This window comes from Flavimaribacter sediminis (assembly GCF_019492055.1).
Taxonomy (GTDB): Bacteria; Pseudomonadota; Alphaproteobacteria; order Rhizobiales; family Rhizobiaceae; genus Flavimaribacter; species Flavimaribacter sediminis.
Window position 1 is genome coordinate 378280 of sequence record NZ_JAICBX010000001.1, and the last position, 21894, is coordinate 400173.

The window sequence follows — 21894 nt, forward strand, 5'->3', positions numbered from 1 at the left end:
AAGGGTTCCTTGCGCTTTACTCGACCAGCGCCGTCTGATCGACAGACAGGGCGGAATAACATTGAAAAACTATCTCCTCCTTGGTGAGCCTCTCTCCCGTGAGTTCGATCACAGGCCGTCCCTGGGCGAAGACGATGACGCGATCGCAGATCTGCGCGAGTTGCTCGGCGTCGGTGCTGGCGCAGACGATTGATGCGCCCTCCCTGGCGGCCTGATCGATCGCAGCAAAGACCTGCTGGCGGGCGCCGACGTCCACGCCTTGCGTGGGCTCGTCGAGCAGGAGCAGGCGCGGCTTGAGCTCCAGCCACTTGGCCAGCAAAACCTTCTGCTGGTTGCCGCCGCTCAGATTTTCCAGATTGAGATCCGGATTGTTGGGCCTGACGTCGTGCGCCGCCCCGGTTTCCTGCGCCCATTGCCGCATGCCCAGCCGGTCGAGGCCGAGCTTTCGCGCGAAATTCGCCATCGAAGGCAGCGTCATGTTGTCGCTGATCGGCAGCGTGCCGGCGCCGCTGGCGCCGATGCGGTCGGCAGGCAGGAACGCCATGCCGAGGCCAATCGCCTTTTCCGGGTTCATTTCACGCAGCATGGTCTCTTTGCCGTCGATCGACAGCATGCCGTCGAGAGCTGTGCGGGCCCCGTAAATCAGCGACGGAATCTCGTCGAAGCCGGAGCCGATCAGGCCGGTCAGTCCCAGCACCTCGCCGCCGGACAGATCGAAAGACACGTTGCGGCAGGTGGCGCCGGAAAGATCGCTGACGATGACAGCGCTGCGATCAGCCGGTTTTTTCCGATGCGTCGCCTGATAGGCGGTGACGCGTTTGCCGATGATCAGTTCGATGAAGTCTTCCGGCGAGGTGCGGTCGGTCTCGATGACGCCGGCGACCTGGCCGTCGCGAAGGACGGTGGCGCGGTCGGTGATTTCCATGATCTCGTCGACGTCATGGCTGACAAAGATCACCGAGGCGTCCTTTTTCACCAACTGTCTGACAAGATTGAACAATTTTTCAACGCCGATGCGCGGGAGGAATGGCGTCGGCTCGTCTAGAACCAGAATCCCTTCGCCGCCGTGGGCCTCCTGCGCCGAGCGCACTTCCTCCATCGCGCGGACAATGGCGACGAGGCAGCGATCGACTTGCGGCAGATCCTGGATCTTCGTCGTGGGATCGATCGCCAGTTCATATTCCGTCAGAATTCTGCGGATACGCTGTGTCTCGCCGCGCCAGTCGATCCGCCATTGGTTTTGCGTCGCGAAATCGCTGAGGCAAATGTTCTCCGTCACCGAAAGCGACGGTATCAGCCCAAGATGCTGATGGACAAACGCCATGCCCAGTTCGCGGAACTGGCCGGGCGTCAGCGGCAGGGGAATCTCCCTGTCGTAGAGGACGAGCTTGGCGCCCGGCTGCGGCGCCAGAAATCCTGAAAGGATCTTGATAAGGGTCGACTTGCCGGAACCATTCTGCCCCAGAAGTCCGTGCACTTCCCCGCGCGAAACGGAGAGGGAAACGCCGTCAAGTGCGACGGCGCCTCCGAAATGCTTGCTCAGATTTGTAATCTGCAGCGCTGGTGTCTTCTGCATCGGTCCAGCCTGTTGCGGGTTCTATTCCAGGCCCCACAACTTCTTGAAGCCGCTGATCTCGCCATCGCCATAGCCGCCATAGGTGGCCGGAACGCCCGCTGTCTCGACATTGCTGTCGTCGAACAGGTAGAGCGGCGTGTTCAGCTGGGTGATTTCGCCCTTGTCGCAGAGCAGGCGCATGGTGCCGTCGATGCTGGACCAGCCGACCCATGCAAGGCTTTCGCCCACATCCATCTCCATCAGGTCGCCGTCGCGGATCATGTCGAGAATGAACGGCGTGCCGTTGTAGCTGGCGATGCGCACGTCCTCGCGGTTGGACAGGGTAAGCGCCGGAACGACAAAGCCCGACATCGAGTCGTAGATCGGCAGGATGTAGTTGATGCCCGGATCGGCGACGAGGGCCGACTGGACTTCCGGCTGGATCTGGCTGCCCCATTCCACAACGGGAACGTTGATGTATTTGTGCTTGCAGTCAGGACAATTGGCGTCGAGATACTCCTGGATCGCCTTCACGAACGCTCCTGTCGGAATGATTTCATCCGAGCCGATGATTACGGCATTGACCTTGCCGCCGGTCTTTTCCATGGCCCAGGCAGCCATCAGCTGTCCGGCCTTCGTGTAGTCCATGGCGAAGTTGCCGTCGACGAGTTCGCTCGGCGTCTGCGTGACGTCGTAGAGATGCGTGGCGACGATTTTCACGCCGGCCTCCCGGGCTTCGGCGAGCTGCGGGCCGATCGCTTCCGGCGGTATCCCGCCCTGGATGTCGATGACGTCATAGCCTTCCGAGACAGCCTGTTTCACAGCCTGAACCCACTGGTCGAGGTTAAGCTGGTTTTCAGACACTGTGAGTTCGAATCCGATCGCGTCGGCGGCTTCCTTCTGGGCCTTTGCGATCTCGACGTTGAACGGATTTTCACTTGTCAGCGGTATGACATAGACCTTTTTATCGGCCATGCAGGCCTTGGCGTCGAAAGCCTCACCCGGCGCTTCGAACGTGGGCAGTTTGCTTGCCTCTTCGAGCAACGCCTTGGCGTCCTGAGCGTTCGCAGCGCCAGCAAAACCCGCGGTTGCGGTAAGCGCCACGAATGCCGAAATGCACATTCCCTTGCATGCAGTCATTGATGTTCTCCTTGTTCCCCTGGACAGGCAAACGTTAGCACAGAGAATTTTATCAAACAATTGGTCTGGACAAATCACTTCGTTTGATGTGCTATTCAAAGTTATAGGGGTGCAAACCATGAGGGGATTTGTATTGGCGCGCGGTAAGCCGGAGGATGTCCTATTTCCAGTGACGACCAACAAAATCCGGATTTTTCGTCTGGCCTCGCCGGTCTCAAACGGATCGGCAGCAAGGTCAGGGAGAGGATTGGCGATCTGCTGCGGCAGGCGGGCCAGGACAAAAGCAAGCAAGTGGAAAGGCGTTACATGAGTAATTCTGACGACTCGGTTCGCAAGTACGAACAGCGGATCGCCGAACTGGAAGCGCGGCTGCGCCGCATGGAAGCGTTCATGGATGGCGACGAAACGCCGCCGGCGACGCAGATTGCGGCCCGGAGGAACGTTCCGCGCATCGGCGAGGGCTATCGCCTTGGCGTGGACGTGGGCGGAACGTTCACCGACCTCATGCTCATCGACGAACGCACGGGCGACACACACGTGGCCAAGGTTTCTTCGACGCCGAAGGACTCCTCGATCGGCGTTCTCAACGGCATTGAGCGGATCTGTAGCCAGGCTGGCATCGATCCCACCGAAATCAACTATGTGATGCATGGAACAACCGTAGCCACCAACACCGTTCTGACCGGATCAGGCGCGCTGGTCGGACTGGTAACCACCCGTGGTTACCGGCAGGTGCTGCAGATCGCCCGGTCGTTTGTGCCGGGCGGTCTCGGCGGTTGGGTTATCTACAACAAGTCCGATCCGCTCGCCCCGCTGGAACTTACCATCGAGGCGAATGAACGCATCGCCGCCGACGGAACCGTGGTCGAACCGCTGGACGAGGACCAGTTGCGTCGCGATCTTCAGGTTCTGAAGGACGGAGACATCCAGGCCCTGACCGTCAGCCTCTACAACGCCTATACCAACGGCGTCCACGAGCGCATGGTCCGTGATGTGGCCCAGTCGGTGCTGCCTGGCATTCCGGTGTCCATTTCATCGGAAGTCATGCCGGAAATGTACGAATACGAGCGGACGGAAACGACCGTGGTCAATTCCTACATCCGCCCGGTCGTCGCCAAATACGTCGAGAACCTGCATGGCGAACTCGATCGCCGCATGAACGGCGTTCGCCTCCAGATCCTGCGTTCCGACGGCGGCCTGTCGTCCGCGGACGCGGCCAAGTCGGCGCCGGTCAACCTGCTGATGTCGGGTCCGGCCGGCGGGGTGTCGGGCGCCATCTGGATCGCCAAACAATCCGGCTATGAGGACCTGCTGACCTTCGACATGGGCGGCACCTCGACTGACGTGGCGCTGATCCAGAACGGCGTCGCCCAGACGCGGCGCGAAACCCGCGTCGCCGACGTGACGGTGCGCGCGCCGTCCATCGACGTGCGGACAGTTGGCGCCGGCGGCGGCTCGGTCGCCTACGTTCCTGAACTCACCAAGGCGCTCCGCGTCGGTCCGAAATCGGCGGGCGCCGATCCGGGACCGGCCGCCTATGGCCGCGGCGGCGAAGAGCCGACGGTCACCGACGCCAATATCGTTCTCGGCTACTTGCCGGCCGCGGCTCGTCTCGGCGGCGACATGGCGATGGATGACTCGCTGGCTGAAAAAGCCGTCGGAACCGTCGCCGATGCGCTCGGCCTGCCGGTCAAAAAGGCGGCTGAAGGCATATACGACATCGTTAACGAGAACATGTTCGGCGCGCTCCGGCTGGTTTCGGTCGAGCAAGGCTACGACCCGCGCAACTTTGCGCTTGTCGCCTTCGGCGGCGCAGGACCGCTGCACGCCAATGCGCTCGCCAAACTCATGGGATCGTGGCCGGTGATCGTGCCTCCGGGGCCGGGCGTGCTCTGCGCCTCGGGCGACGCGACGACGCGTCTGCGCGACGAGGCCTCGCGCACACTGGTCGTGCGGGTGGAAAACACCAGCGACCGGACCATCCGGGACGAACTGGAGGAACTGGCGAGCCAGGCCGCCAAGAGCCTCGAGGGCGAGGGCGTCGAACGCCACGATCAGACCGTCGCCTACGAAATCGACCTGCGTTACGCCGGCCAGGGCACCTCGCTCTCGGTTCCGGTGACGCCGGAACATTTCGACCGCGAGGGCCTGAAGGGCGTGACGAAGCACTTCGACGACATGCATCACCAGATGTTCACCTTCAATCTCGACCAGCCGCACGAACTGGTCAATCTCAGGGCCGTGGTCCAGGGCAAGGAAACCATGGTGACGGCCCGCAAGCTCGATACGGGCGGCGGCGATCCGTCCCGGGCGAAAACCGCCGAAACTACGGTGTTCTGCGACGGGGAAGACCGGAAGGCCGCCATCTACGACCGCGAGAAGTTGAGGACGGGCGACCGCATCAACGGACCCGCCATCGTGACGGAGATGGATTCCACCACCCTCATCCTGCCGGATCACTATGCAGAGGTCGACGCCGTCGGCAGCCTGCTGATCCGCCCCGCGTCTTGAATCAAACCTGCAAGGGAACAACGCCATGCCGGCCAAGATTATTCAGAAAAACGACACCCCCTTCAATCGGGTCGATGTCGAACCAATAACCCTCGACATAATCGAGAACGCCTTGCGCAACGCGCGAACGGAAATGGACGCTGTCTTGTTCCGCACCGCCATGTCGCCGGGCATCCGCGAACAGCACGACGCCTTTCCCATGATCGCCAATTCGGCGGGCAAGATGGTCGTCGGCCAGTTCGGCTCCTTCATCCACGGCTTCACGGAAGGCTATGACGGGGTAATCGAGGATGGCGACATCTTCCTGACCAACGACCCGTATTCCTGCAACGGCGCGGTCAGCCATCTGAACGACTGGCTGACGATGAAGCCTATCTTCCGGGAAGGCAGACACGTCGCCTGGGCGGCGATGTTCGGCCACCTGACGGATGTTGGAGGCCGCGTGCCGGGCAGTCTGCCGACGGACGCGCACATGATCTACGAGGAAGGAATCCAGATTCCCCCGGTGAAAATCTACCATCGCGGCGAGGTCAACCAGGAAGTCCTGAACATGTGCCTGCGCAACACGCGCACGGAAGAGTGGAACAAGTCGGACTTTAACGCCATCGTCGCGGCCCTCAGGCTGGCCGAACGCCGCGTGCACGAGATCTGCGACCGTTTCGGGGACGATACCTTCTACTCCGCAATGGAAGACATGCTCGACCGTAACTTCCATGCGATGAAGGCGATCATCCACATGGTGATCCCGGAATCCTCGAACAAGTTCTATTTCGAAGACTATATCGACGACGACGGCATCGGCATGGGCCCGTACAAGGTGGCCTGCAGCCTGTGGCGCGAAGGCGACGTGGCGATCTTCGACTTCGAGGGCACGGATCCGCAGTCGGTGAGTTCGGTGAACTTTCTCCTGAACGAGGAGATGTTCAAGATGTTCCTGGGCGCCTTCACCATCAACCTGTTCGATCCGCAGATCCTGTTCAACGACGGCTTCTATCCGCTTGTCGAGGTCCGCATCCCGCGGGGCACGATCCTCAAGCCGGTGCGGCCGGCGGCGCTGTCCTGCCGAACCCACATGCTCGGACGCATTTTCGACATCATGGGCGGCCTGCTCGGCCAGGGAGCGCCGGATGCGCTGAACGCCGCCGGCTTCTCCGACAGCCCCCACTTCATGTATTCGGGCTACAATTCGGAAGGCGAGTGGTACCAGCTTTACCAAATCGGCTTCGGCGGAATCCCCGGTCGTCCGGTAGGCGACGGTCCGGACGGACACTCGCTGTGGCCGGCCTTCATGAACGTGCCGAACGAGTTTCTGGAAGCCTACTTCCCGCTTCGGATCGTCACCTACGAGACCATTCCGGATTCCGGCGGCGCCGGCCTGCACCGCGGCGGCAACGGCGTGTCGCTGGGCTATCAGTTCCTCGAACCCGGCGAAATCTCGATCCACGACGACCGTTGGCTCACCTATCCGTGGGGCGTCAACGGCGGCACGCCGGGCGAGCGCTCCACCAAGCTCCTTGTCCGCAAGGACGGCTCGAAGGAGCATCTGCCGTCGAAATGCGACAAGGTGAAGGTCGAGCCGGGCGACACGCTCTTCTTCAACACCTGGGGCGGCGGCGGCTGGGGCGACCCGCTGAAGCGCGAGGCCTCCAAGGTGGCGATGGACGCCCGGCGCGGTCTCGTCACCGTCAAGGGAGCGCGACGCTACGGCGTGGTTCTGGGCGACGACTTCTCCCTAGACGAGGGCGAAACCAAGCGCCTGCGCGAATGCATGGAGGCCGACCGCGGCGAACTGCCGATGTTCGACCGCGGCGGCAGCATCGAGGATCTGAAGGCGCGGTGCCGCGAGGAAACGCATCTTGAGCCTCCGCGCGCGCCCGTCTTCCAGAAATGGATGAAGCGCGAAAAGGCGGCGCAGGCCGCCGAATGACGTGATGGAGCAAACGGCGAGCGAAATGTCCCGCACCGACGATCCGATGCCTCAGGCGCAACTCGCCCGCGAGGTGTCGTCGGTGCTCGATACGCTCTACGCCGGCGGAGTGGCGATCATCCCGCTCGACGTCGCCTACGCCATCGTCGCGTCCGGCGAAGAGGGGATCAAGCGGATCTTCACGGCGAAGAACCGCTCCTACGACAAGCCGTCAGGCATGTTCGGCAATTGGGGGCTTTCCGGGGAAGTCCACATCATGGACGACGACCGGCGCGCCATGGTCAAAAGCGTCGTCGAGGAGGACCGGCTGCCGTTCTCGGTCGTCGCTCCCTTCCGCGCGGATCATCCGATCTTCGCCCGCGTGGCGCCCTTCGTGCTCGCCAACTCCTCCAAGGCCGGCACCCTCGACATGTTGCTGAACGCCGGTCTTGTTCACAACGAGGTCGCCCGGCAGTCGATTGAAAGGGGACAGCCTGTCTTCGGTTCATCGGCCAACACGTCGCTCGCCGGCTCCAAATACCGTTATACGGATATCGAGGATCGGGTTCGCGAGGCGGCCGACGCCCATCTCGACCATGGTCTCAGCAAATACGCCAACGCCGAAGGGCGCTCCAGCACCATCATCGATTTCAGGGATTTCCATGTCGTGCGCGTCGGCGTCTGTTTCGACCGTCTGAAGGAGATCTTCCAGGACCGGTTCGATGTGTCGCTGACCGTCGACGAAAGGACAGCACAATGAGTGACGCATACGAATCCTTCGGATATCAGCCGGAGTCCAGAATCGGTTTCGGCAAAAAGCCGGGCGTGGTTGTCGTCGATTTCCAGACCGCCTTCACGGATCCGAGTTTTCCGCTCGGCAAGAGCCCGATGATCGGTTCCGCCGTCGAAGCGACGGCGACGCTGCTGAAAGCCGCGCGGGCGGCAAACGCGCCGGTCGCCAATGTCTACACCGCTTATTCCAGCGCGCGTGACGCGCCCTACTGGAAGGTCCCGACGGTGGTCAACGAGTTCCACCACGGCAAGCCGGGAACCGAGTTCGAGCCGCGCACCTACGACGCCTCATACGACACGGTGTTCTGCAAGACAGGTCCTTCGGTATTCTTCCAGACGTCCGTCGTCCAGCTTTTCATCAAGGAACGCGTGGACACCGTGTTCGTGACCGGCTGCACCACATCCGGCTGCATCCGCGCCAGCGTCATCGACGCCTTTTCCTACGGCTTTCGGGTCATGGTTCCCGAACCCTGCGTCGCCGACATGGACGAGGGGCCGCACCGCGACAATCTCAGAGACATCGGCCGCCGATACAGCGACATTATCGATCTCGAAGAGTCTCTCGTCTATTTTGAGGAGATAAGGAAAAGCAACGCTGTCGACTGACGGCGCATTGCTTGCCTAGCCGAAGAAACGGGAAAACACGCCGCGTTCCTTCGGCGCAGCGCCTTCCTGCTCGATGAGGTTCTGGAGCGCGTCCAGCGTTCGGCTCAGGAGCCGGTCCCGCTGGTCGATCTCCTTCTTGCGATCCTTGTTGGATTGATTGGCCTTTTCGAGCGCTGCAAGCGACTGTTCCAGCACGGTGTCGTAGCGGGCGATCGTTGCGTCGACGTCGCCGGTTTCGACTTCCGCAGGCGCTCTGCCACCCTGTGATTGCAGGGCGGAGATGTAGCGCTGCGATAAATCCTCCTGCATCCTGATTGCATTCTGCAGGGCTTCCAGCGTCTGGTTCAGGAAGCGGTCGCGCTGCTCGATTTCCTGTTTCCAGCCTCCGTTTTCCCGCCGGGCGGCCTCAAGAGCGGCGAGCGACCGTTCAAGCATGGCGTCGTAACGCGCAATCGTCACCTCGGCCTCCCCGTCGTCGGCATTTGAAGTCGCCGGTCCCGATGCGGAGGCCAGTCGCTCCGACATCGTTTCCTGCATCCTGATTGCTTTTTGCAGGGCGTCCAGCGTCTGGTTCAGATAGCGGTCGCGCTGCTCTATCTCCTGTTTCTGGCTGTGGTTCGCCTTGTGCGCGGCTTCGAGCGCCGCAAGCGAGCGATCGAGCATGGCGTCATATTTGGCAACCGTCGCGTCGATGTCGCGGCCGGCCGGGGACGCCGCCTTCTCGCCGCCGCCATTGGCGACGGCCTTCGACATGCGTTCCTGCGCGCTCAACGCCCGGTCCAACAGGCCCAGCGTATGGTCGAGGCTCGATTGCAGCTTCTGCTTGTCGCCGGTCAGTTGCTCGGCGCGGGCGACGGCGCGGTCAAGCAGTCCGATCAGGCGCTCATAGTCCAGCGAAGACAACTCGCGCATGGGAAGCGGGCTTGCCTCGGCCCGGCTCTTCAGCCGGCCGGCGGTCCGGTCATAGCGATCGAGCAGCGTCATTTGCCGCTCGACCAGCCTTTCCAGGTGGTCGATGCGCGCATTGCGTTTTTCCAGCTTGCGCCTCAGCTTGTCGATATCTTTAGACAAATCCGCTTCCGTTCCGGGGGCCTGCCGTTCAGCAGCATACATCCTTGACTGACTCCCGTACCCTCGACGTTCGAAATCAAATCGCGGCGCAGAGCCGCCAGCACGTCCGATAATCTCATTTTTTGGTTACCAATCAGTAACTCGGGGTCAATCCATGTTGCCTGTCAAGGGCGCTCGACCTATAATTTGTCCATACAAAGCGAGGCCAATGGCATTCTCGCACAGCGGCGGAGACATCATGACGACCAGGGTCGACATCATCGAAGTATCGCCACGCGACGGCATCCAGAACGAGAAAACTCTGCTGTCGACGCAAACCAAGCTCGAGCTGATAGACCGCGCGACTGCGGCCGGGATCAGGGCGTTCGAGGTCACCAGCTTCGTCAATCCGAAGCGTGTCCCGCAAATGGCCGATGCGGGCGAGGTCGCGCAAAGCCTGAAAAAACGCTCCGATACGCGTTACATCGGCCTGGTCCTTAACGAACGCGGCTTTGAGCGGGCGCGGCTTTCCGGTCTCGAGGACGTGAATTGCGTCGTCGTCGCCACCGAGACCTTCAACCGCCGCAACCAGGGCGTCGCCGTCGACGATACGATGGCGGATATCGCGCGCATCGCGGCGATGGCGCATGACAGCGGCGTCCGCATGGGCGTTACGATTGGCGCGGCCTTCGGCTGTCCCTTCGAGGGCGAGGTGACAGTTGAGCGGGTGACCGAAATCGCCGCCAGGCTTGCCGAACTCAAACCTTTCGAGATCGCTCTGGCTGACACGATCGGCGTCGCGGCGCCGAGCGACATCAAGGCCAAATTTTCCGCAGTCGCCCGCGAGATCGGCGGTATTGCGCTGCGGTGCCACCTGCACAACACCCGAAACACCGGGCTCGCCAATGCGGTGGCCGCCATTGAATCCGGCGTGACCCGCATCGATTCATCTATCGGCGGCGTCGGCGGGTGTCCTTTTGCGCCTGCGGCGACCGGCAATATCCCCACCGAGGATCTCGTCTACATGCTCGACCGTATGGGCGTCGAAACCGGCGTGGACGCACAGGCGCTGATAGACACCGCGCAGTGGCTCGGCGCAATGCTCGGCGTCAGTCCACCCGGCATGTTGCAGCGCGCCGGCATGTTTCCACCGGCGGCCGGCGCGGCCGCCTGAACAGATCGGAGTGATCGCATGGCCGACGAAAAGGATATCTATCGCAGCCAGGGTTTCGGCAATGCGGTGGGCATGGGCGAGAGCCCGGCGTTGATCATTGTCGATTTCGTCATCGGCTTCACGGACGCAAGACATTTCGGCGGCGGCAATATCCCGCCAGCCATCGAAAAGACGGTGGATCTGCTGGCGTTCGCCCGCAAAAAGGAATGGCCGATCGTCCATACGCGCGTCGTCTACCAGGAAGACGGATCGGACGCCGGCGCCTTCGCGCGCAAGGTGCCGAGCCTCCTGAAGCTGACGCCGGACAGCGAACTGTCGCAGATCGTGCCGGAGCTGACGCCGCGTCCGGGCGAACTCGTCCTCTGCAAGCGTCAGGCCTCGGCCTTCTTCGCCAGCGAGCTCGCCGCATGGCTGACATTTCGCGGCGTCGACACCACGCTGGTCACGGGCTGCACTACTTCGGGATGCGTCCGCGCGACGGTGATCGATTCCGTCAGCAGCAATTTCGGGACGATCGTGGTGACCGATTGCGTGGGCGACAGGGCCATTGAACCCCACAACGCCAACCTGTTCGACATGGGCCAGAAATACGCCGACCTGATGGAGAGCAGCGAGATTTACGCCCATTTCGGCGAATCCCGCGCGGCCTGAAGCGCGTTCTCCACTGATTGCTTGTGGAGCGGGGCAGACGAACGGACGGATTTCCTCTAACCGTTGTAAGTGACGGATTTGGGTCTCCGGGGCAGTGACGGATATGGAGCAGATGGTCATTCAGGACATCGATACGGGCGGGCCGGACCGCCCGCGCTACCAGCAGATCTATGCGATGCTGCGTGAACGCATCAGCTCGGGCGCCTATCCGATCGGCAGCAACCTGCCGACGGAAGTGGAGTTCTGCGACGAGTTCAATGTCAGCCGCTACACGGTGCGCGAGGCGCTGCGCCGCCTCGTCGATCAGGGCATGCTCGCGCGCAGGCAGGGCTCCGGCAGCGAAATCATCGCCACGGAGCCGCATCGCAATTTCGTCCATCAGGTCCGGTCGCTGGCGGATCTGTTCCAGTATGCGCTCGACACGCATCTCGATATCCGCGCGATCAGGAAGATACGTCTGCCTGCGAAGATCGCGACCGCGGTCGGCGGCGAGGCCGGGTCGCAATGGCTCGAAATCAAGAGCGTGCGCCGGACCCACAAGAACGGCGAGCCGATCTGCGTGACGCATTCCTATATCCCCGACCGGCTTGCCGGGATCGAACCGGATATTCCGGACTGCGTTGGCCCGCTCTACGCGCTGCTGGAGGAACGCTCCGGCGAGACGATCACGAACGCTTCCCAGGAAATCGGCGCCGAACCCATGACCAAGGCGATCGCCAACGCGCTGGGCCGTGAGCCTCGCGCCGTGGCGCTGCGCCTGTTGCGACGCTATTCGTCCCGCAAGGGCACGTTGATCGCGTCCTTCAACTGGCACCCGGGCGACAGTTTCACATATTCGATGGAACTGCAGCGCAATCCGAGCCACTGACAGAACGCCGACTGGCGAAGCAGGCTGAAAAGATCATGGTGAACAGAAGTAAGGGTGGCTCGCCGGCGCAAAGCGAGCCACCCTTGCGGCGCCACTGTGCCGTAAGTGAGAGGCGCTACGGGAGTTGCTATCGCAACAACTCTTGATGTGTTTGTGACAATCACCACGCGGAAGGTTATTTTCAGGCGACAGGCCGCATCTTTCTCGCTTTGACTGGTAAAAATCGTCGGCGCTACTCTTGGCGCCGATGACTGCAATTCCGGACAATGATCGTGTTTCGGTTTAGCCGCGCCTGAGCCGCATGGCGTTCTTCCGCGCCGCGGCGCCGATAGGTTGAACCAGCGCCTCGGCGACAAGGAGAGGGTCTTGCCGGGTTGCAACGGCCGCCGCCGCCCGTTCAGCCGCCTTGGCGAAGGCGGAAGGTTTTTCGAAGACCATTCTGGTCAATTCCACCGGCGTCAGTGAACCGTTCGCAAGCTTGACGCTTCTGCGCCAGATGACTTCGTGAGTGGCCAGCCCCAAATGCACATAGGCGGAGCTCAGGCGATTCCAGGATTCGGCCCATGTGAGAAGAGTTTGCATTCCGTACATTCAATCGATCCTGTTTTCCTGATCGTGGGCGAAGCCCGGCGACGGTCGATTTCAGACCTTGATCTCCCGGCACAAAGAACACCTGCAAAGCGCAGTGGTTCCGGCGTGAGAGTCTTATAGGCCGGATGTGCTGAATCAATGGATCGGGAGTTGATTCCGCTGTGGATATCATTCGATTTTTTAAAGCTTCGCCATCGTCAGAAACGGCTCATTCCCGGCGCCGCCAACAAAAACTTTCGTTGCCGCCTGGTGCTTTTCGGGCCAGCTGTGATGCAAACGTGCGCGAGCACCAGCGTGTCAGGCCATGGCCACAAACGCCAGGCGCCGACAGGGCGCTGGTTTCAAGACCGGTCCCAAGCAACGCGACTGCCTGCGCCGCGAAACGATGTCGACAGGCGCGGTTGAAGAGTACAGACAGCGTGAAGTTACGAATATCGCCGGAGTATTGACGAGTCGATATGGATGAGCTGCGGCGCTGGCGTCGAGCCTGCTTCGGTGATGGTCGGCGAGGGTATGCGGCGGTGGGTCGGCTATTGGGCGGGCGCAAGGATTTCAAAGCCGCACTGTGTCAGTTGAACACTCACACCATGGAAGGATCTTCAACCGATGGGATGTGTGCTGACACCCCACTCAAATCGTAGAAGTGTATCTGGTACTTGGATCGAAAGAAGGGGTTGTAGGCAGAGATCTCAACGATTCTGTTTTTCAACTCCACCAATATGCTCCCTTGTACCGGATTCTTGACCGCCGCAACGAATCTGTACCCGTGATCCTCTGCATAGTTCTCCAGACATGCCAGGAACTGATCTTGACCTTCGACCGGAACCGAAACTCTCATCGACCTTATCGGATGAACTGTCTTTGGTACGAATGGTGGCGGCTCCGCGAGCAACAAGCAGGCGAACATCGCAGCGACGAGTATGGCCCGCATCAATCTGTTGTAGTTTATGGTCACAGCGATGCCGCTAGAAAGTATCCGCCCAATTGAGACGGCTATGATCTGAATGATAGATTGCCTTTCTCCCATTCCAGTATGGTGTATTTGGCGTTCAGGCGTATCACTGGTTGTGTAGCTGTTTCCAATGATTTGAGTTTGGCGATTGCTTCTTTGGTATCTATCTCAAGACAATGAGTTGCCGCCCATAACTGAACTGAGGCGTCTTCATCGTCTAAGAGTTCGAGAAGGAACCTATCTTCTCCCAAGTCTATGATTTTGATAGGTGTTTCTTGCAGCCTGTCATAAGCAAGATTGGCATTTCGTGTGTCGCCCCGCGTCGTTGCACTACTGTGAGCCGCGGCAAATTTTCTATAATCCGAGAGCAGGCTATCAATCATCATTTGCTTCAATTTGAGAAAATCAAAACTGGAATAGCTCCAAGAGCTACGTCATATATCAAAATGAGCCTGAATCGATTTGTCGATATACGGCAGCAGAATCTCTACAAGTTTTGCGTGAACTGAAATGTTCAGAGCCAGTTGATCGTAATTGAAGAAATTGAAATATCCCTCGCAAAAATATGGAACGAAACTGGAGTGATCGAAATCGAAGCTCATGCCCATTTCCGGTGTCGAGATTCTCCTGTTGTAAAGCTCTATCAGACCTCTGTTTCTCACATGCGATATCAGGAGTGACGGCATAAAGACGGGATGCAGATATTCGTCTTCTTCGGTAGCCCAATTGTATGTGTGATCAACGCTGTAGTTGCACCACTGAAGCCGCCATTCATTGTTAATTTTTCTATCGAGGATTGGATATTTCTTGGTCGACCGGGCCTTTGAGTACGTAAAGCCCATTTCTTCAAATTTACATTGAGAGTATTCCGAAAAGAAACCTATCCGGCTGCGGGCATCCAGGGCGCCAAACTTTTCAGATAACCTCTGAAAATCACTGTCCTGTCGAGTTTCCCCCAATTCTCTTTCGATGATCTCGTTTCTCTGCGACTGAATTTCATCAAGAATTCTGCTTCGGCCGTTTAGGCTTTTCTGCCTTTCATCAAAGAGTATCGAATCTATTGGATCGATCGGAATGCCATTGCAATTTTGTTCGAAGCAACCAAGAGGCGCCGTAAATTCATATCTTTGGGAACCTTGGTACCTGCGATTGTTGATGTTCGATATCCGTGCTTTCTGAAAATCGGACTTCAGCTTTCTTTGCTGATCAAACAATCCGGCGTCTGTCATGGTCCGATCCACCCATCTCTGAAATGGCATAAAAGCGCTGTACGTTAGGGCGAGTTCCTCCTGAATTTCATAGGTCTGATCCGCAACCCCGAAGAGGGATTGCGCGAGACTTTCGGACTCGCGTAAAGGTATTGTATCTCCATTAATCATTATTATTCCTGTGCTCGTTGAATGATCGTTAGAATGACAATTTTAGGTGGAAGGTCAACGGAGCGGAGTGGTGGAAGCAGTCAGCCAATAATCGTTCGAGAAAGTCATGGATACACGAACTATTAACCTTCGCGAAGCTCTCGAGAACATCGATCTTTCTCTGGCGGGCGTGCAGCTGGTTTTTTCATCGATGGCTGTAAATCTGGGTACCCAGTTCGAACTATCTGATCATGGTAATGTTGAACGACCAGAGCTATTCGATTCTTGTTCCAAAACCGGCGATTTGCGCCTTCTCTGGAAGCTGATCGATGTTCAAGCCGAAGGTATCGAAGCGGACGAGAATTCGTTTCGGCTAAATTTTGAGAACGGAATTACGATCATCTGCAAAAACCTGAACACGGTCCCGGAACAGGTCCAGCTTTGGTATACTCAATTGAGTCAGGAGCGAGATCAAATCATCCTTGATCGTTATCCCGCTGATTTCCTATGACAACGACGAAGCCTGTTCTTTTTGTTCTGATGGTCTTGTTGCTGGGCTTCTTTGGCTGCGGGCAAAAGCGAATCGACGAAAGCCAGGGGGTGGAAATCGCCAACGCCATGATCGAGCGGTATTTGGCCAGTGGTACGCTTGACGAAAGATTTCACAATCTCTCCGAGCCAAAGACGACATATCAGGACAGGGGTGATTTGGAAGATTATTTCTTTATGGTCGAGTATGTCGACAGCAAGTCCAAAGCCGTCATCGTCGTCATTGTGGAGCCGGACGGGAGCGCGGAACTGACGTACGACGCGGGAGAATGAATCTGGACGATAAGAGGATATCTAGGGTTGTGTCGAACAAACCAATCCAGAATGGATCCGCGCCCACTACCTGGCTAAGCGGTGATTGCGCCTACGTCATGACGATTCGACAGTCTCCCGAGGAGGTGGCCGAACTGTTCGAACTTGAGTTGGTTCGCGACCGGGAGGATGGATTGGGTCAGCATTCCATGACGCATTATGTCATCTCCGACCTTGGGCTGGTTTGCCTCGTTCGTTACGACAATTCCCCGGCGCCCGGGACCAATATCTGGGTGGATGCGAGCCTCGATCTTCATCATACGCATGCGATTTTGACAGATGCTATGAGGCTACGCGCCGATGATATCTTGCACGTCTCCGATTTGTTGAAGGAGAATTGAACTCCGTTGCCACGGATTGCCGCAACATAGATACGTGACATTCGCCAAATTGTAGTGATCGGAGCCCGGGTTCTTCCTAGGCCGCCGCATCATGTCCTGTTGCGTCCGAGGTAGACAAGATCATTAACCTGAAGTCCTGAATGCGCGGACATGCCATATCACGATCAGTGACACGAGTGTCAGGAGCGTCACCGTGATCCAGGCGGTGCCAAAAAAGACTTCCTTTCCGTACATTGGATAAGCCCCGCCTATCAGGACCTGACAGGCCGACAGGCCTTTCCACAACAGCCCGTAGGCAAGACGGACTGAAAAAACCGTCTGCCATGCAAGCACCGGAATGACAGGAATGATCGCCACAAGAACACGGCGCTCGCGTCTGCTGGCTACCATTGCCAAAATTGCGATGCCATAGTGTATTGCGGTGAGCACAATACCTGCGAGATTGTCTGCTCCTCCCTGCGTGCAAGTCCCCACGAACCTCGCCAGGTGTGTGTTCAGCGCGCCGAGATAGAACAGGCTTATGGAGAGGATTCTCAGAAACGTGCGCATGGGCAGAGCTGTTGCTGCTAGCGACGATGTTTTCGCGCCTTCAGGTGGTAAGAGAATTTGTCCAGGATTTCTGCAGACAGCTCCTGTAGTTTTTCCTGAGGAAGATCATCGCAATGCTCCAAACTATCTTTCAACGCGATCTTTATGCCTCGCATAGCTTGAGTGGGGGTCATGTATCACAGTAGACGTTCCTCTGAATATCTATACTCCCTGTCATTTTTCTCGTATTCGATGAATGAGAGTTCGTGTTCAGACATGGTATTTTTGTATGGTTCGACGAGCCGGTCCATATATGCCTCAATGTACAAAATGATGGATTTTATTCTCTCAAACTCTTTTTTCTGATCTTCATTGAATGCTCCTTTCACCATGGTGCGCGGTGCCTCTTCCTCAATCTGCAATTTTCTCTATCCGCGCAACCTTGGCGTCAACGAAGAACACGCTGCATTGATAATCGTCGAGCAGTCCCAGCGTGTACAGGGAGAGACTGTCTTCATAGGTCAGGACGGGATGTACATAATGTGTGCCAGCGCCGCCTTTGTTGTACATGACGTCTTCGTCCTGTTCGTATTTGGAAAACAGCTTCTCCACCTCCACGCGAGACTGTCCAATCGCAATTCTGTCGCAGTCGTTTAATACGGGGTTGGTGTAGCGGTCATACAAGTAAGCCATCCAGATTGCGGGTAGGGTTCCCACAAACAAAATGACCAGTGTACCGCTCAGAATACTCAACGCTGTTGGCCGAAGCGACAGTTGTTATGTCCTTGTGTTGGTAAGTTTACCACTTATGATTTCACAAAGGCCGATGTTTGAACGGAATTTGAGGAACGGAATGATCAGAATTTTATTGAGCATGATGGCCGTGCTGGCAATTTCAATGGCGCCAGCCCGCGCCCAGCTGATCGATGACGAAGCCTACCATTTGCTGATAACCGAACAAAAGAAGATACCGTCAGTACACGTAAAGATACTCAACAGGGCTTTCGACGCCGCGGAATCCAAAGGGATCCCGCTAGACAATTACAATGCCTACATCGGTTTTTATCCTATCGAGCCAGGACAAATTGTTGTCAGTTTCTATGCAGACGATGTGAAATTAAATCCCTATGTACTTCATCCAAAATCAGAAAAATTTGCGGGTTTTGATGTCATGTTTGATCGTGATCTGGAAGTTGCGCATTTCTACTGGCACCGATGAAGTCAAAAGATTGAGCTCGGTGTAACACTGACCATGAGGAACGGGATGATCAGAACTTTATTGAGCTTGATGACCGTGCTGGCAATCTCCATGGTGCCAGCCCGCGCTCAGCAGGACTACGATGAAGACCATTATCTGTTGGGTACAGGAAGAACGAAGATACCGTCACCAGAGGTGACAATACTGAGCAAGGCTTTCAACATAGCGGAATTCCAGGGGATACCATTGGACAACTATGACGCTTATATCGGTTTTACTCCTGGTTGGCCGAGGCAGATTGTTGTCAGGTTCCAGGGCAATGATGTTCCGTTCAATCCGAATCCCGACAAGTCAAGATCGGAAAAATATCCCGGTTTCGCGGTCGTATTCGATCGTTCACTGGAAGCAGTCGGTCTTTACTACATGCGATGAAGTCGAGGGGCATTACCTGACTGTGAATGCGCGCGAAATCCCAATGAACCAAGCCGAACATCTCTCTGCGGAATGACGTGGGATAGTGATGTTTGCAGGCTATATCAGTAGGCGGACATGCCAGTTCAATTGACGCTGACCTGCGTGGGCGCCATGTTTGCACTGCCTTTCGTGATCCTGTACTTGCTCAGGAAGCCGAAACCCTATGTGTTGTTTTTCCTGAATTTCCTCATAAACACTGTTCTGGTTTTGGCAGTTGTAGCAACTTATGACTGGTATCTGGTCCAGCACCTGAATTCTTTTGATCTGAACGGCGATGGCATTTTTTCGGGACCTGAAATCAATCCCCAATAAAGCGAGGCAATGCTCCGTGTAACCGACGACGTGGGGCGCAATATCGGACCGCTCGTCTGGATCGCCTTTTCTTCGATATTTTATGGAGTTTTCAGCCTGGTCTATCGCTTTGCGTTTTACGGTAAACGGTCAAAAACATCACATAATTGAATTTGCCGACAATTTCGATGATTGCCGGTTCGCCTCAGTTTGGAACAAAAAGTGAACCTTAGTGCTGCGTTGTGAGGCAGATTGTGCTAGTATGCTTGCTTCTGATGGTACGCGCTGCAAGGGTAGGGAGGTCGCAAAACAGGGATTCCCGAAGCAAACCCAGATTGCCGCCGGTCATCGAAAACCCGTTTTACCGAAACGAAGCCAGATGGATGCTGGGCGGTGAAAAACCCGATTTACCGAAACAAAGCCAGATGCTGATTCCGGATCCGAAGGACGTCAAAGACGCGGGAAATGCAGATTCCCGAAACGAAGCCAAATTGCAGACAAGTCACGGAATCCTGAAATCCCGAAACAAAGCCAGATGGATGCTGGGCGGTGAAAAACCCGATTTCCCGAAACGAAGCCAGATTGCCCCTGGGCGGTGAAAACCCGATTTCCCGAAACAAAGCAAAAAAATTAAGCTATTGATATTATTGTATAAAAATGTTTCTCTAGCCTCCACTCTAGCCTCAACTCTCGCCGTCGGACGCCGGTTCGATCAGCTCCGGCTGCTTGTTGCGCACATTGCCGACCGCCTTGTCGACTGCGTAATAGACCAGGTCCGGCCCGCGATTTTGCCGGAGCAGGTCCAGCGCGTCGTCCTTGCCGGTCGCCGGGTCCATCCACGCTTCAAGCGCGTCCGGTTTCAGGATCACCGGCATGCGGTTGTGGATCTCGGCCACGGACGGATCGGCGTCCAGCGTGACGATCGCGAAGGTCGTCGTGTCGAGCGCCTTGTTGTAGGCGCTGACGCCGGCGAAGGCGAAAGGCTCGAAGGTCGGCGCATCGCCGGGCAGGTGGATCAGATAGGGCTGCTTGACCTTGTTTTCGGTCCGCCATTCGTAATAGCCGGTCGCCGGGATCAGGCAGCGCCGGTGCTCGAAGGCCGTCCGGAAGAACGGCTTTTCGGCGACGGTCTCGCCGCGCGCATTGATCTGCGCCCTGATCTTGCTGTCCTTGGCCCAGAGCGGGATCAGTCCCCAGACGACAGGGGCAATGACATTGTCGTCGCCGTCGCGGACGATGATTTCAAGCTCGGACGTCGGCGCGACATTGTAGTTGGGCTCCGGCCCGTTGCGGGCGTCAACCTCCGCCGGCAGGATGTTCAGATATCGCCGATACTCCGCCCAGGTTCCGGTCGTTATGAAGCGTCCGCACATCACTCGGCCTCTGTTCGCAAATTGCTGACCCAGCCAGCCGAATGGACAACGTCAGTCGTCACTGATGCGATGATAATAATTGAGTCGTCCCTGAGGGGCCTGGATGGAAAGAACATCCTCGTCATCAGACCGGGTGTAAGTCCCGTCGCTCAATTTGAAGGTTTCTTCAGAGCCCACACACTTGGCGACGACGTTCTCACGCACCAGGCTATCTCCATCCAGACGGCCCGTCGCGGTAATAAATCCGGGGCTCCTTCCCTCTTCGCAAAAGCCGAGGCCCGAGGACGATACCGTGATCTTGAAGCTCCCGTCCGGCATTTCCACGATGGAGAGATTGTCCACCGATCCATCCTTGTCATCAATCCCCACATAGTAGCCAGCAAAATTGTCATCCGCAGCCGATACTGCGCCAGTCGCCAGCGCCAAAGCGGTGGCGGTAGCGCTAAGTCTAAAGAATTTCCGCAAGGCGCATCCTCCCGTACTCGCAGTTTGTCTTGAGAGTACCAGCAACAGCATCCCGATGCCAGACAACAGGAAGAAACAGCAATCGGCATTCAACTTCCGGGCCCTGTTCGCGAATCAACAAGAGGTCTATCTTTCGATCTATGCGGCACATTGTTGAAACATCATGCGAGGAGCCGCGCCATGCCAAGACACAAACGCCATTCCGAACTCTGGGCCGCGGAGGAACGCAGGCTCGTCGAAGCCTCGTCGGATTTTTTCCACGTGCTGCAGCGGCTGATGTGCAATCTGCGCCCCACCGATCACCACTACCGGCGGCTGAGCAACCTGACGCGCGAAGTCAACGAGACGGTGGAGGATCTTACCGGCGAGCAGCCCAGATGGACGCGGCGTTGAGGCGCGGAACTGTTGACGACGAAGGCCTTGCGCGATGAAATCCGTTGAGTCTCAACCCTATCCTTTTCCGCTTGCGGGCGCGCTGTCGGTTGAAACGACCGCCTTCCTGTTCATCGACATGCAGGGCGATTTCTGCCGTCCGGGCGGGTTCATGGACGCGCAGGGTCTGGATGTCGCGGCGCTTGCGTCAGGTCTCGGCAACGCGGCGCGGCTGCTTGCAGCGGCGCGCGCTGGCGGCTTCGCCGTCATCCACACGCGGGAAGGCTACGCGGCAGATCTTTCGGACGCCCCGCCCAATCGTCTGTGGAAGGGAAGGGGCGACGACCAGCCGGCCGTCGGCGACGCAGGGCCTCACGGCCGCTACCTCATCCGCGGCGAACCCGGCTGGGAAATCATGCCGGAGGTCGCGCCGATCGTTGGCGAAACCGTTCTCGACAAGCCGTCCTACGGAACCTTCGTCTCAACAGACATAGATCGCCGCTTGCGCGCCAAAGGCGTCGCCAATCTGGTCGTCTGTGGCGTCACAAGCGATTGCTGCGTGCACCAGACCGTGCAGGAGGCGCTGGACCGCGGCTTCGATTGCCTGACGGTTGCGGACGCCAGCGCGGCGGGCTTCGCGCCTGTCCATGAACGGATGATGGAGCAGATCGGGCTCAAGGGCGGCGTCTTCGGGGCGGCGGCGTCGACGGACGCGGTGCTGGCGGCGCTGCGCTGACGCCTGTTCCGGCGCTTTCGTTATTGCAAAACCGGGCGGTGAATATTTGTTCGCGCGCCGGGATTCGGATAAGAGTGGACCGCCGGAAGGATCGTCTTTCC

The 21894-nt window shown here is 57.9% G+C and carries 28 protein-coding genes; 16 read left to right on the top strand and 12 right to left on the bottom strand.

Annotated elements, in window-relative coordinates; translation table 11 throughout:
• Window positions 1–16: 16 nt before the first annotated feature.
• Both K1W69_RS01815 and K1W69_RS01820 read right to left on the bottom strand, forming a co-directional pair.
• Entirely contained in the window at window positions 17–1576 is a 1560-nt protein-coding gene (locus tag K1W69_RS01815; RefSeq protein WP_220226622.1) for a sugar ABC transporter ATP-binding protein, read from the bottom strand.
• A 21-nt stretch (window positions 1577–1597) separates the two neighbouring features.
• The gene (locus K1W69_RS01820) at window positions 1598–2695 is read right to left on the bottom strand and encodes a sugar ABC transporter substrate-binding protein (RefSeq protein ID WP_220226623.1); all 1098 of its coding nucleotides are present in this window, start codon (window positions 2693–2695) and stop codon (window positions 1598–1600) included.
• 306 nt (window positions 2696–3001) lie between these two features.
• On the opposite strand from K1W69_RS01820, the gene K1W69_RS01825 reads away from it, so the two are divergent.
• Genes K1W69_RS01825 through K1W69_RS01840 form a run of 4 tightly spaced genes read left to right on the top strand, consistent with a single transcriptional unit; the run spans window position 3002 to window position 8510 of the window.
• Window positions 3002–5206 (top strand): hydantoinase/oxoprolinase family protein, encoded by a 2205-nt coding sequence (locus K1W69_RS01825; RefSeq protein WP_220226624.1) that lies wholly within the window; start codon window positions 3002–3004, stop codon window positions 5204–5206.
• Window positions 5207–5231: 25 nt separating this feature from the next.
• Entirely contained in the window at window positions 5232–7133 is a 1902-nt protein-coding gene (locus K1W69_RS01830) for a hydantoinase B/oxoprolinase family protein (RefSeq protein ID WP_220226625.1), read from the top strand.
• Window positions 7134–7158: 25 nt separating this feature from the next.
• Complete coding sequence (locus K1W69_RS01835; protein WP_220226626.1) at window positions 7159–7872, top strand: L-threonylcarbamoyladenylate synthase; 714 nt, start codon at window positions 7159–7161, stop codon at window positions 7870–7872.
• A complete protein-coding gene (locus K1W69_RS01840) occupies window positions 7869–8510 on the top strand; it encodes an isochorismatase family protein (protein ID WP_220226627.1) in 642 nt (213 codons plus the stop codon). Before K1W69_RS01835 ends, K1W69_RS01840 begins: the two co-directional genes overlap by 4 nt.
• Before the next feature lie 15 nt (window positions 8511–8525).
• On the opposite strand, the gene K1W69_RS01845 is transcribed toward K1W69_RS01840, so the two are convergent.
• Window positions 8526–9581 (bottom strand): coiled-coil domain-containing protein, encoded by a 1056-nt coding sequence (locus K1W69_RS01845; RefSeq protein WP_220226628.1) that lies wholly within the window; start codon window positions 9579–9581, stop codon window positions 8526–8528.
• Between the two features lie 238 nt (window positions 9582–9819).
• Here K1W69_RS01845 and K1W69_RS01850 point away from each other — a divergent pair, with 238 nt between their 5' ends.
• From K1W69_RS01850 to K1W69_RS01860, 3 genes are all read left to right on the top strand, one after another.
• Window positions 9820–10734, top strand: a complete 915-nt coding sequence (locus tag K1W69_RS01850) for a hydroxymethylglutaryl-CoA lyase (RefSeq protein ID WP_220226629.1) — start codon at window positions 9820–9822, stop codon at window positions 10732–10734.
• Window positions 10735–10752: 18 nt separating this feature from the next.
• Window positions 10753–11385 (top strand): isochorismatase family protein, encoded by a 633-nt coding sequence (locus tag K1W69_RS01855; RefSeq protein ID WP_220226630.1) that lies wholly within the window; start codon window positions 10753–10755, stop codon window positions 11383–11385.
• 112 nt (window positions 11386–11497) lie between these two features.
• The gene (locus K1W69_RS01860; protein ID WP_220226631.1) at window positions 11498–12253 is read left to right on the top strand and encodes a GntR family transcriptional regulator; all 756 of its coding nucleotides are present in this window, start codon (window positions 11498–11500) and stop codon (window positions 12251–12253) included.
• 282 nt (window positions 12254–12535) lie between these two features.
• On the opposite strand, the gene K1W69_RS01865 is transcribed toward K1W69_RS01860, so the two are convergent.
• From K1W69_RS01865 to K1W69_RS01880, 4 genes are all read right to left on the bottom strand, one after another.
• Entirely contained in the window at window positions 12536–12835 is a 300-nt protein-coding gene (locus K1W69_RS01865; protein WP_220226632.1) for a hypothetical protein, read from the bottom strand.
• Between the two features lie 589 nt (window positions 12836–13424).
• A complete protein-coding gene (locus K1W69_RS01870) occupies window positions 13425–13799 on the bottom strand; it encodes a hypothetical protein (protein WP_220226633.1) in 375 nt (124 codons plus the stop codon).
• 38 nt (window positions 13800–13837) lie between these two features.
• Entirely contained in the window at window positions 13838–14179 is a 342-nt protein-coding gene (locus K1W69_RS01875) for a hypothetical protein (protein ID WP_220226634.1), read from the bottom strand.
• Between the two features lie 51 nt (window positions 14180–14230).
• Entirely contained in the window at window positions 14231–15175 is a 945-nt protein-coding gene (locus tag K1W69_RS01880; protein WP_220226635.1) for a hypothetical protein, read from the bottom strand.
• A gap of 106 nt (window positions 15176–15281) precedes the next feature.
• On the opposite strand from K1W69_RS01880, the gene K1W69_RS01885 reads away from it, so the two are divergent.
• The 3 genes from K1W69_RS01885 to K1W69_RS01895 are packed head-to-tail and all read left to right on the top strand — an operon-like array spanning window position 15282 to window position 16356.
• Window positions 15282–15665 carry a hypothetical protein gene (locus K1W69_RS01885; RefSeq protein WP_220226636.1) on the top strand — a complete coding sequence of 128 codons (384 nt, stop codon included), beginning with the start codon at window positions 15282–15284 and terminating at the stop codon, window positions 15663–15665.
• Complete coding sequence (locus tag K1W69_RS01890; RefSeq protein WP_220226637.1) at window positions 15662–15976, top strand: hypothetical protein; 315 nt, start codon at window positions 15662–15664, stop codon at window positions 15974–15976. Before K1W69_RS01885 ends, K1W69_RS01890 begins: the two co-directional genes overlap by 4 nt.
• A 29-nt stretch (window positions 15977–16005) precedes the next feature.
• Entirely contained in the window at window positions 16006–16356 is a 351-nt protein-coding gene (locus K1W69_RS01895) for a hypothetical protein (protein WP_220226638.1), read from the top strand.
• A 123-nt stretch (window positions 16357–16479) separates the two neighbouring features.
• Here the strand turns inward: K1W69_RS01895 and K1W69_RS01900 are convergent, their stop codons facing one another.
• The 3 genes from K1W69_RS01900 to K1W69_RS01910 form a co-directional block, all read right to left on the bottom strand.
• Window positions 16480–16905 carry a hypothetical protein gene (locus K1W69_RS01900; protein WP_220226639.1) on the bottom strand — a complete coding sequence of 142 codons (426 nt, stop codon included), beginning with the start codon at window positions 16903–16905 and terminating at the stop codon, window positions 16480–16482.
• Window positions 16906–17081: 176 nt separating this feature from the next.
• Window positions 17082–17306 carry a hypothetical protein gene (locus tag K1W69_RS01905; protein WP_220226640.1) on the bottom strand — a complete coding sequence of 75 codons (225 nt, stop codon included), beginning with the start codon at window positions 17304–17306 and terminating at the stop codon, window positions 17082–17084.
• The gene (locus K1W69_RS01910) at window positions 17296–17568 is read right to left on the bottom strand and encodes a hypothetical protein (protein ID WP_220226641.1); all 273 of its coding nucleotides are present in this window, start codon (window positions 17566–17568) and stop codon (window positions 17296–17298) included. Before K1W69_RS01910 ends, K1W69_RS01905 begins: the two co-directional genes overlap by 11 nt.
• A 169-nt stretch (window positions 17569–17737) precedes the next feature.
• On the opposite strand from K1W69_RS01910, the gene K1W69_RS01915 reads away from it, so the two are divergent.
• The 4 genes from K1W69_RS01915 to K1W69_RS01930 all read left to right on the top strand — a co-directional run bounded on the left by K1W69_RS01915 (window position 17738) and on the right by K1W69_RS01930 (window position 19446).
• Window positions 17738–18103 (top strand): hypothetical protein, encoded by a 366-nt coding sequence (locus K1W69_RS01915; RefSeq protein WP_220226642.1) that lies wholly within the window; start codon window positions 17738–17740, stop codon window positions 18101–18103.
• Between the two features lie 45 nt (window positions 18104–18148).
• The gene (locus K1W69_RS01920; RefSeq protein WP_220226643.1) at window positions 18149–18514 is read left to right on the top strand and encodes a hypothetical protein; all 366 of its coding nucleotides are present in this window, start codon (window positions 18149–18151) and stop codon (window positions 18512–18514) included.
• A 117-nt stretch (window positions 18515–18631) separates the two neighbouring features.
• Window positions 18632–18868 carry a hypothetical protein gene (locus K1W69_RS01925; RefSeq protein WP_220226644.1) on the top strand — a complete coding sequence of 79 codons (237 nt, stop codon included), beginning with the start codon at window positions 18632–18634 and terminating at the stop codon, window positions 18866–18868.
• Window positions 18869–19230: 362 nt separating this feature from the next.
• On the top strand, window positions 19231–19446 hold the full coding sequence (locus K1W69_RS01930) for a hypothetical protein (protein ID WP_220226645.1): 216 nt from the start codon (window positions 19231–19233) through the stop codon (window positions 19444–19446).
• Between the two features lie 84 nt (window positions 19447–19530).
• On the opposite strand, the gene K1W69_RS01935 is transcribed toward K1W69_RS01930, so the two are convergent.
• Both K1W69_RS01935 and K1W69_RS01940 read right to left on the bottom strand, forming a co-directional pair.
• Complete coding sequence (locus tag K1W69_RS01935) at window positions 19531–20220, bottom strand: SOS response-associated peptidase (RefSeq protein ID WP_220226646.1); 690 nt, start codon at window positions 20218–20220, stop codon at window positions 19531–19533.
• Between the two features lie 51 nt (window positions 20221–20271).
• A complete protein-coding gene (locus K1W69_RS01940; RefSeq protein ID WP_220226647.1) occupies window positions 20272–20685 on the bottom strand; it encodes a hypothetical protein in 414 nt (137 codons plus the stop codon).
• Window positions 20686–20865: 180 nt separating this feature from the next.
• Between K1W69_RS01940 and K1W69_RS01945 the strand changes: the two genes are divergently transcribed.
• Together K1W69_RS01945 and K1W69_RS01950 are read left to right on the top strand one after the other, a co-directional pair.
• Window positions 20866–21078 (top strand): hypothetical protein, encoded by a 213-nt coding sequence (locus tag K1W69_RS01945; RefSeq protein ID WP_220226648.1) that lies wholly within the window; start codon window positions 20866–20868, stop codon window positions 21076–21078.
• A gap of 34 nt (window positions 21079–21112) precedes the next feature.
• On the top strand, window positions 21113–21793 hold the full coding sequence (locus K1W69_RS01950) for a cysteine hydrolase family protein (protein ID WP_220226649.1): 681 nt from the start codon (window positions 21113–21115) through the stop codon (window positions 21791–21793).
• The last annotated feature ends 101 nt before the right edge of the window (window positions 21794–21894 follow it).

Bases quoted from the DNA above. Each gene is read 5' to 3' on its own strand.
- K1W69_RS01815 (WP_220226622.1), bottom strand. From the start codon at position 1,576: ATGCAGAAGACACCAGCGCTGCAGATTACAAATCTGAGCAAGCATTTC.
- K1W69_RS01820 (WP_220226623.1), bottom strand. From the start codon at position 2,695: ATGACTGCATGCAAGGGAATGTGCATTTCGGCATTCGTGGCGCTTACC.
- K1W69_RS01825 (WP_220226624.1), top strand. From the start codon at position 3,002: ATGAGTAATTCTGACGACTCGGTTCGCAAGTACGAACAGCGGATCGCC.
- K1W69_RS01830 (WP_220226625.1), top strand. From the start codon at position 5,232: ATGCCGGCCAAGATTATTCAGAAAAACGACACCCCCTTCAATCGGGTC.
- K1W69_RS01835 (WP_220226626.1), top strand. From the start codon at position 7,159: ATGTCCCGCACCGACGATCCGATGCCTCAGGCGCAACTCGCCCGCGAG.
- K1W69_RS01840 (WP_220226627.1), top strand. From the start codon at position 7,869: ATGAGTGACGCATACGAATCCTTCGGATATCAGCCGGAGTCCAGAATC.
- K1W69_RS01850 (WP_220226629.1), top strand. From the start codon at position 9,820: ATGACGACCAGGGTCGACATCATCGAAGTATCGCCACGCGACGGCATC.
- K1W69_RS01855 (WP_220226630.1), top strand. From the start codon at position 10,753: ATGGCCGACGAAAAGGATATCTATCGCAGCCAGGGTTTCGGCAATGCG.
- K1W69_RS01860 (WP_220226631.1), top strand. From the start codon at position 11,498: ATGGTCATTCAGGACATCGATACGGGCGGGCCGGACCGCCCGCGCTAC.
- K1W69_RS01865 (WP_220226632.1), bottom strand. From the start codon at position 12,835: ATGCAAACTCTTCTCACATGGGCCGAATCCTGGAATCGCCTGAGCTCC.
- K1W69_RS01875 (WP_220226634.1), bottom strand. From the start codon at position 14,179: ATGATTGATAGCCTGCTCTCGGATTATAGAAAATTTGCCGCGGCTCAC.
- K1W69_RS01880 (WP_220226635.1), bottom strand. From the start codon at position 15,175: ATGATTAATGGAGATACAATACCTTTACGCGAGTCCGAAAGTCTCGCG.
- K1W69_RS01885 (WP_220226636.1), top strand. From the start codon at position 15,282: ATGGATACACGAACTATTAACCTTCGCGAAGCTCTCGAGAACATCGAT.
- K1W69_RS01890 (WP_220226637.1), top strand. From the start codon at position 15,662: ATGACAACGACGAAGCCTGTTCTTTTTGTTCTGATGGTCTTGTTGCTG.
- K1W69_RS01900 (WP_220226639.1), bottom strand. From the start codon at position 16,905: ATGCGCACGTTTCTGAGAATCCTCTCCATAAGCCTGTTCTATCTCGGC.
- K1W69_RS01915 (WP_220226642.1), top strand. From the start codon at position 17,738: ATGATCAGAATTTTATTGAGCATGATGGCCGTGCTGGCAATTTCAATG.
- K1W69_RS01920 (WP_220226643.1), top strand. From the start codon at position 18,149: ATGATCAGAACTTTATTGAGCTTGATGACCGTGCTGGCAATCTCCATG.
- K1W69_RS01925 (WP_220226644.1), top strand. From the start codon at position 18,632: ATGCCAGTTCAATTGACGCTGACCTGCGTGGGCGCCATGTTTGCACTG.
- K1W69_RS01930 (WP_220226645.1), top strand. From the start codon at position 19,231: ATGCTGGGCGGTGAAAAACCCGATTTACCGAAACAAAGCCAGATGCTG.
- K1W69_RS01935 (WP_220226646.1), bottom strand. From the start codon at position 20,220: ATGTGCGGACGCTTCATAACGACCGGAACCTGGGCGGAGTATCGGCGA.
- K1W69_RS01945 (WP_220226648.1), top strand. From the start codon at position 20,866: ATGCCAAGACACAAACGCCATTCCGAACTCTGGGCCGCGGAGGAACGC.
- K1W69_RS01950 (WP_220226649.1), top strand. From the start codon at position 21,113: ATGAAATCCGTTGAGTCTCAACCCTATCCTTTTCCGCTTGCGGGCGCG.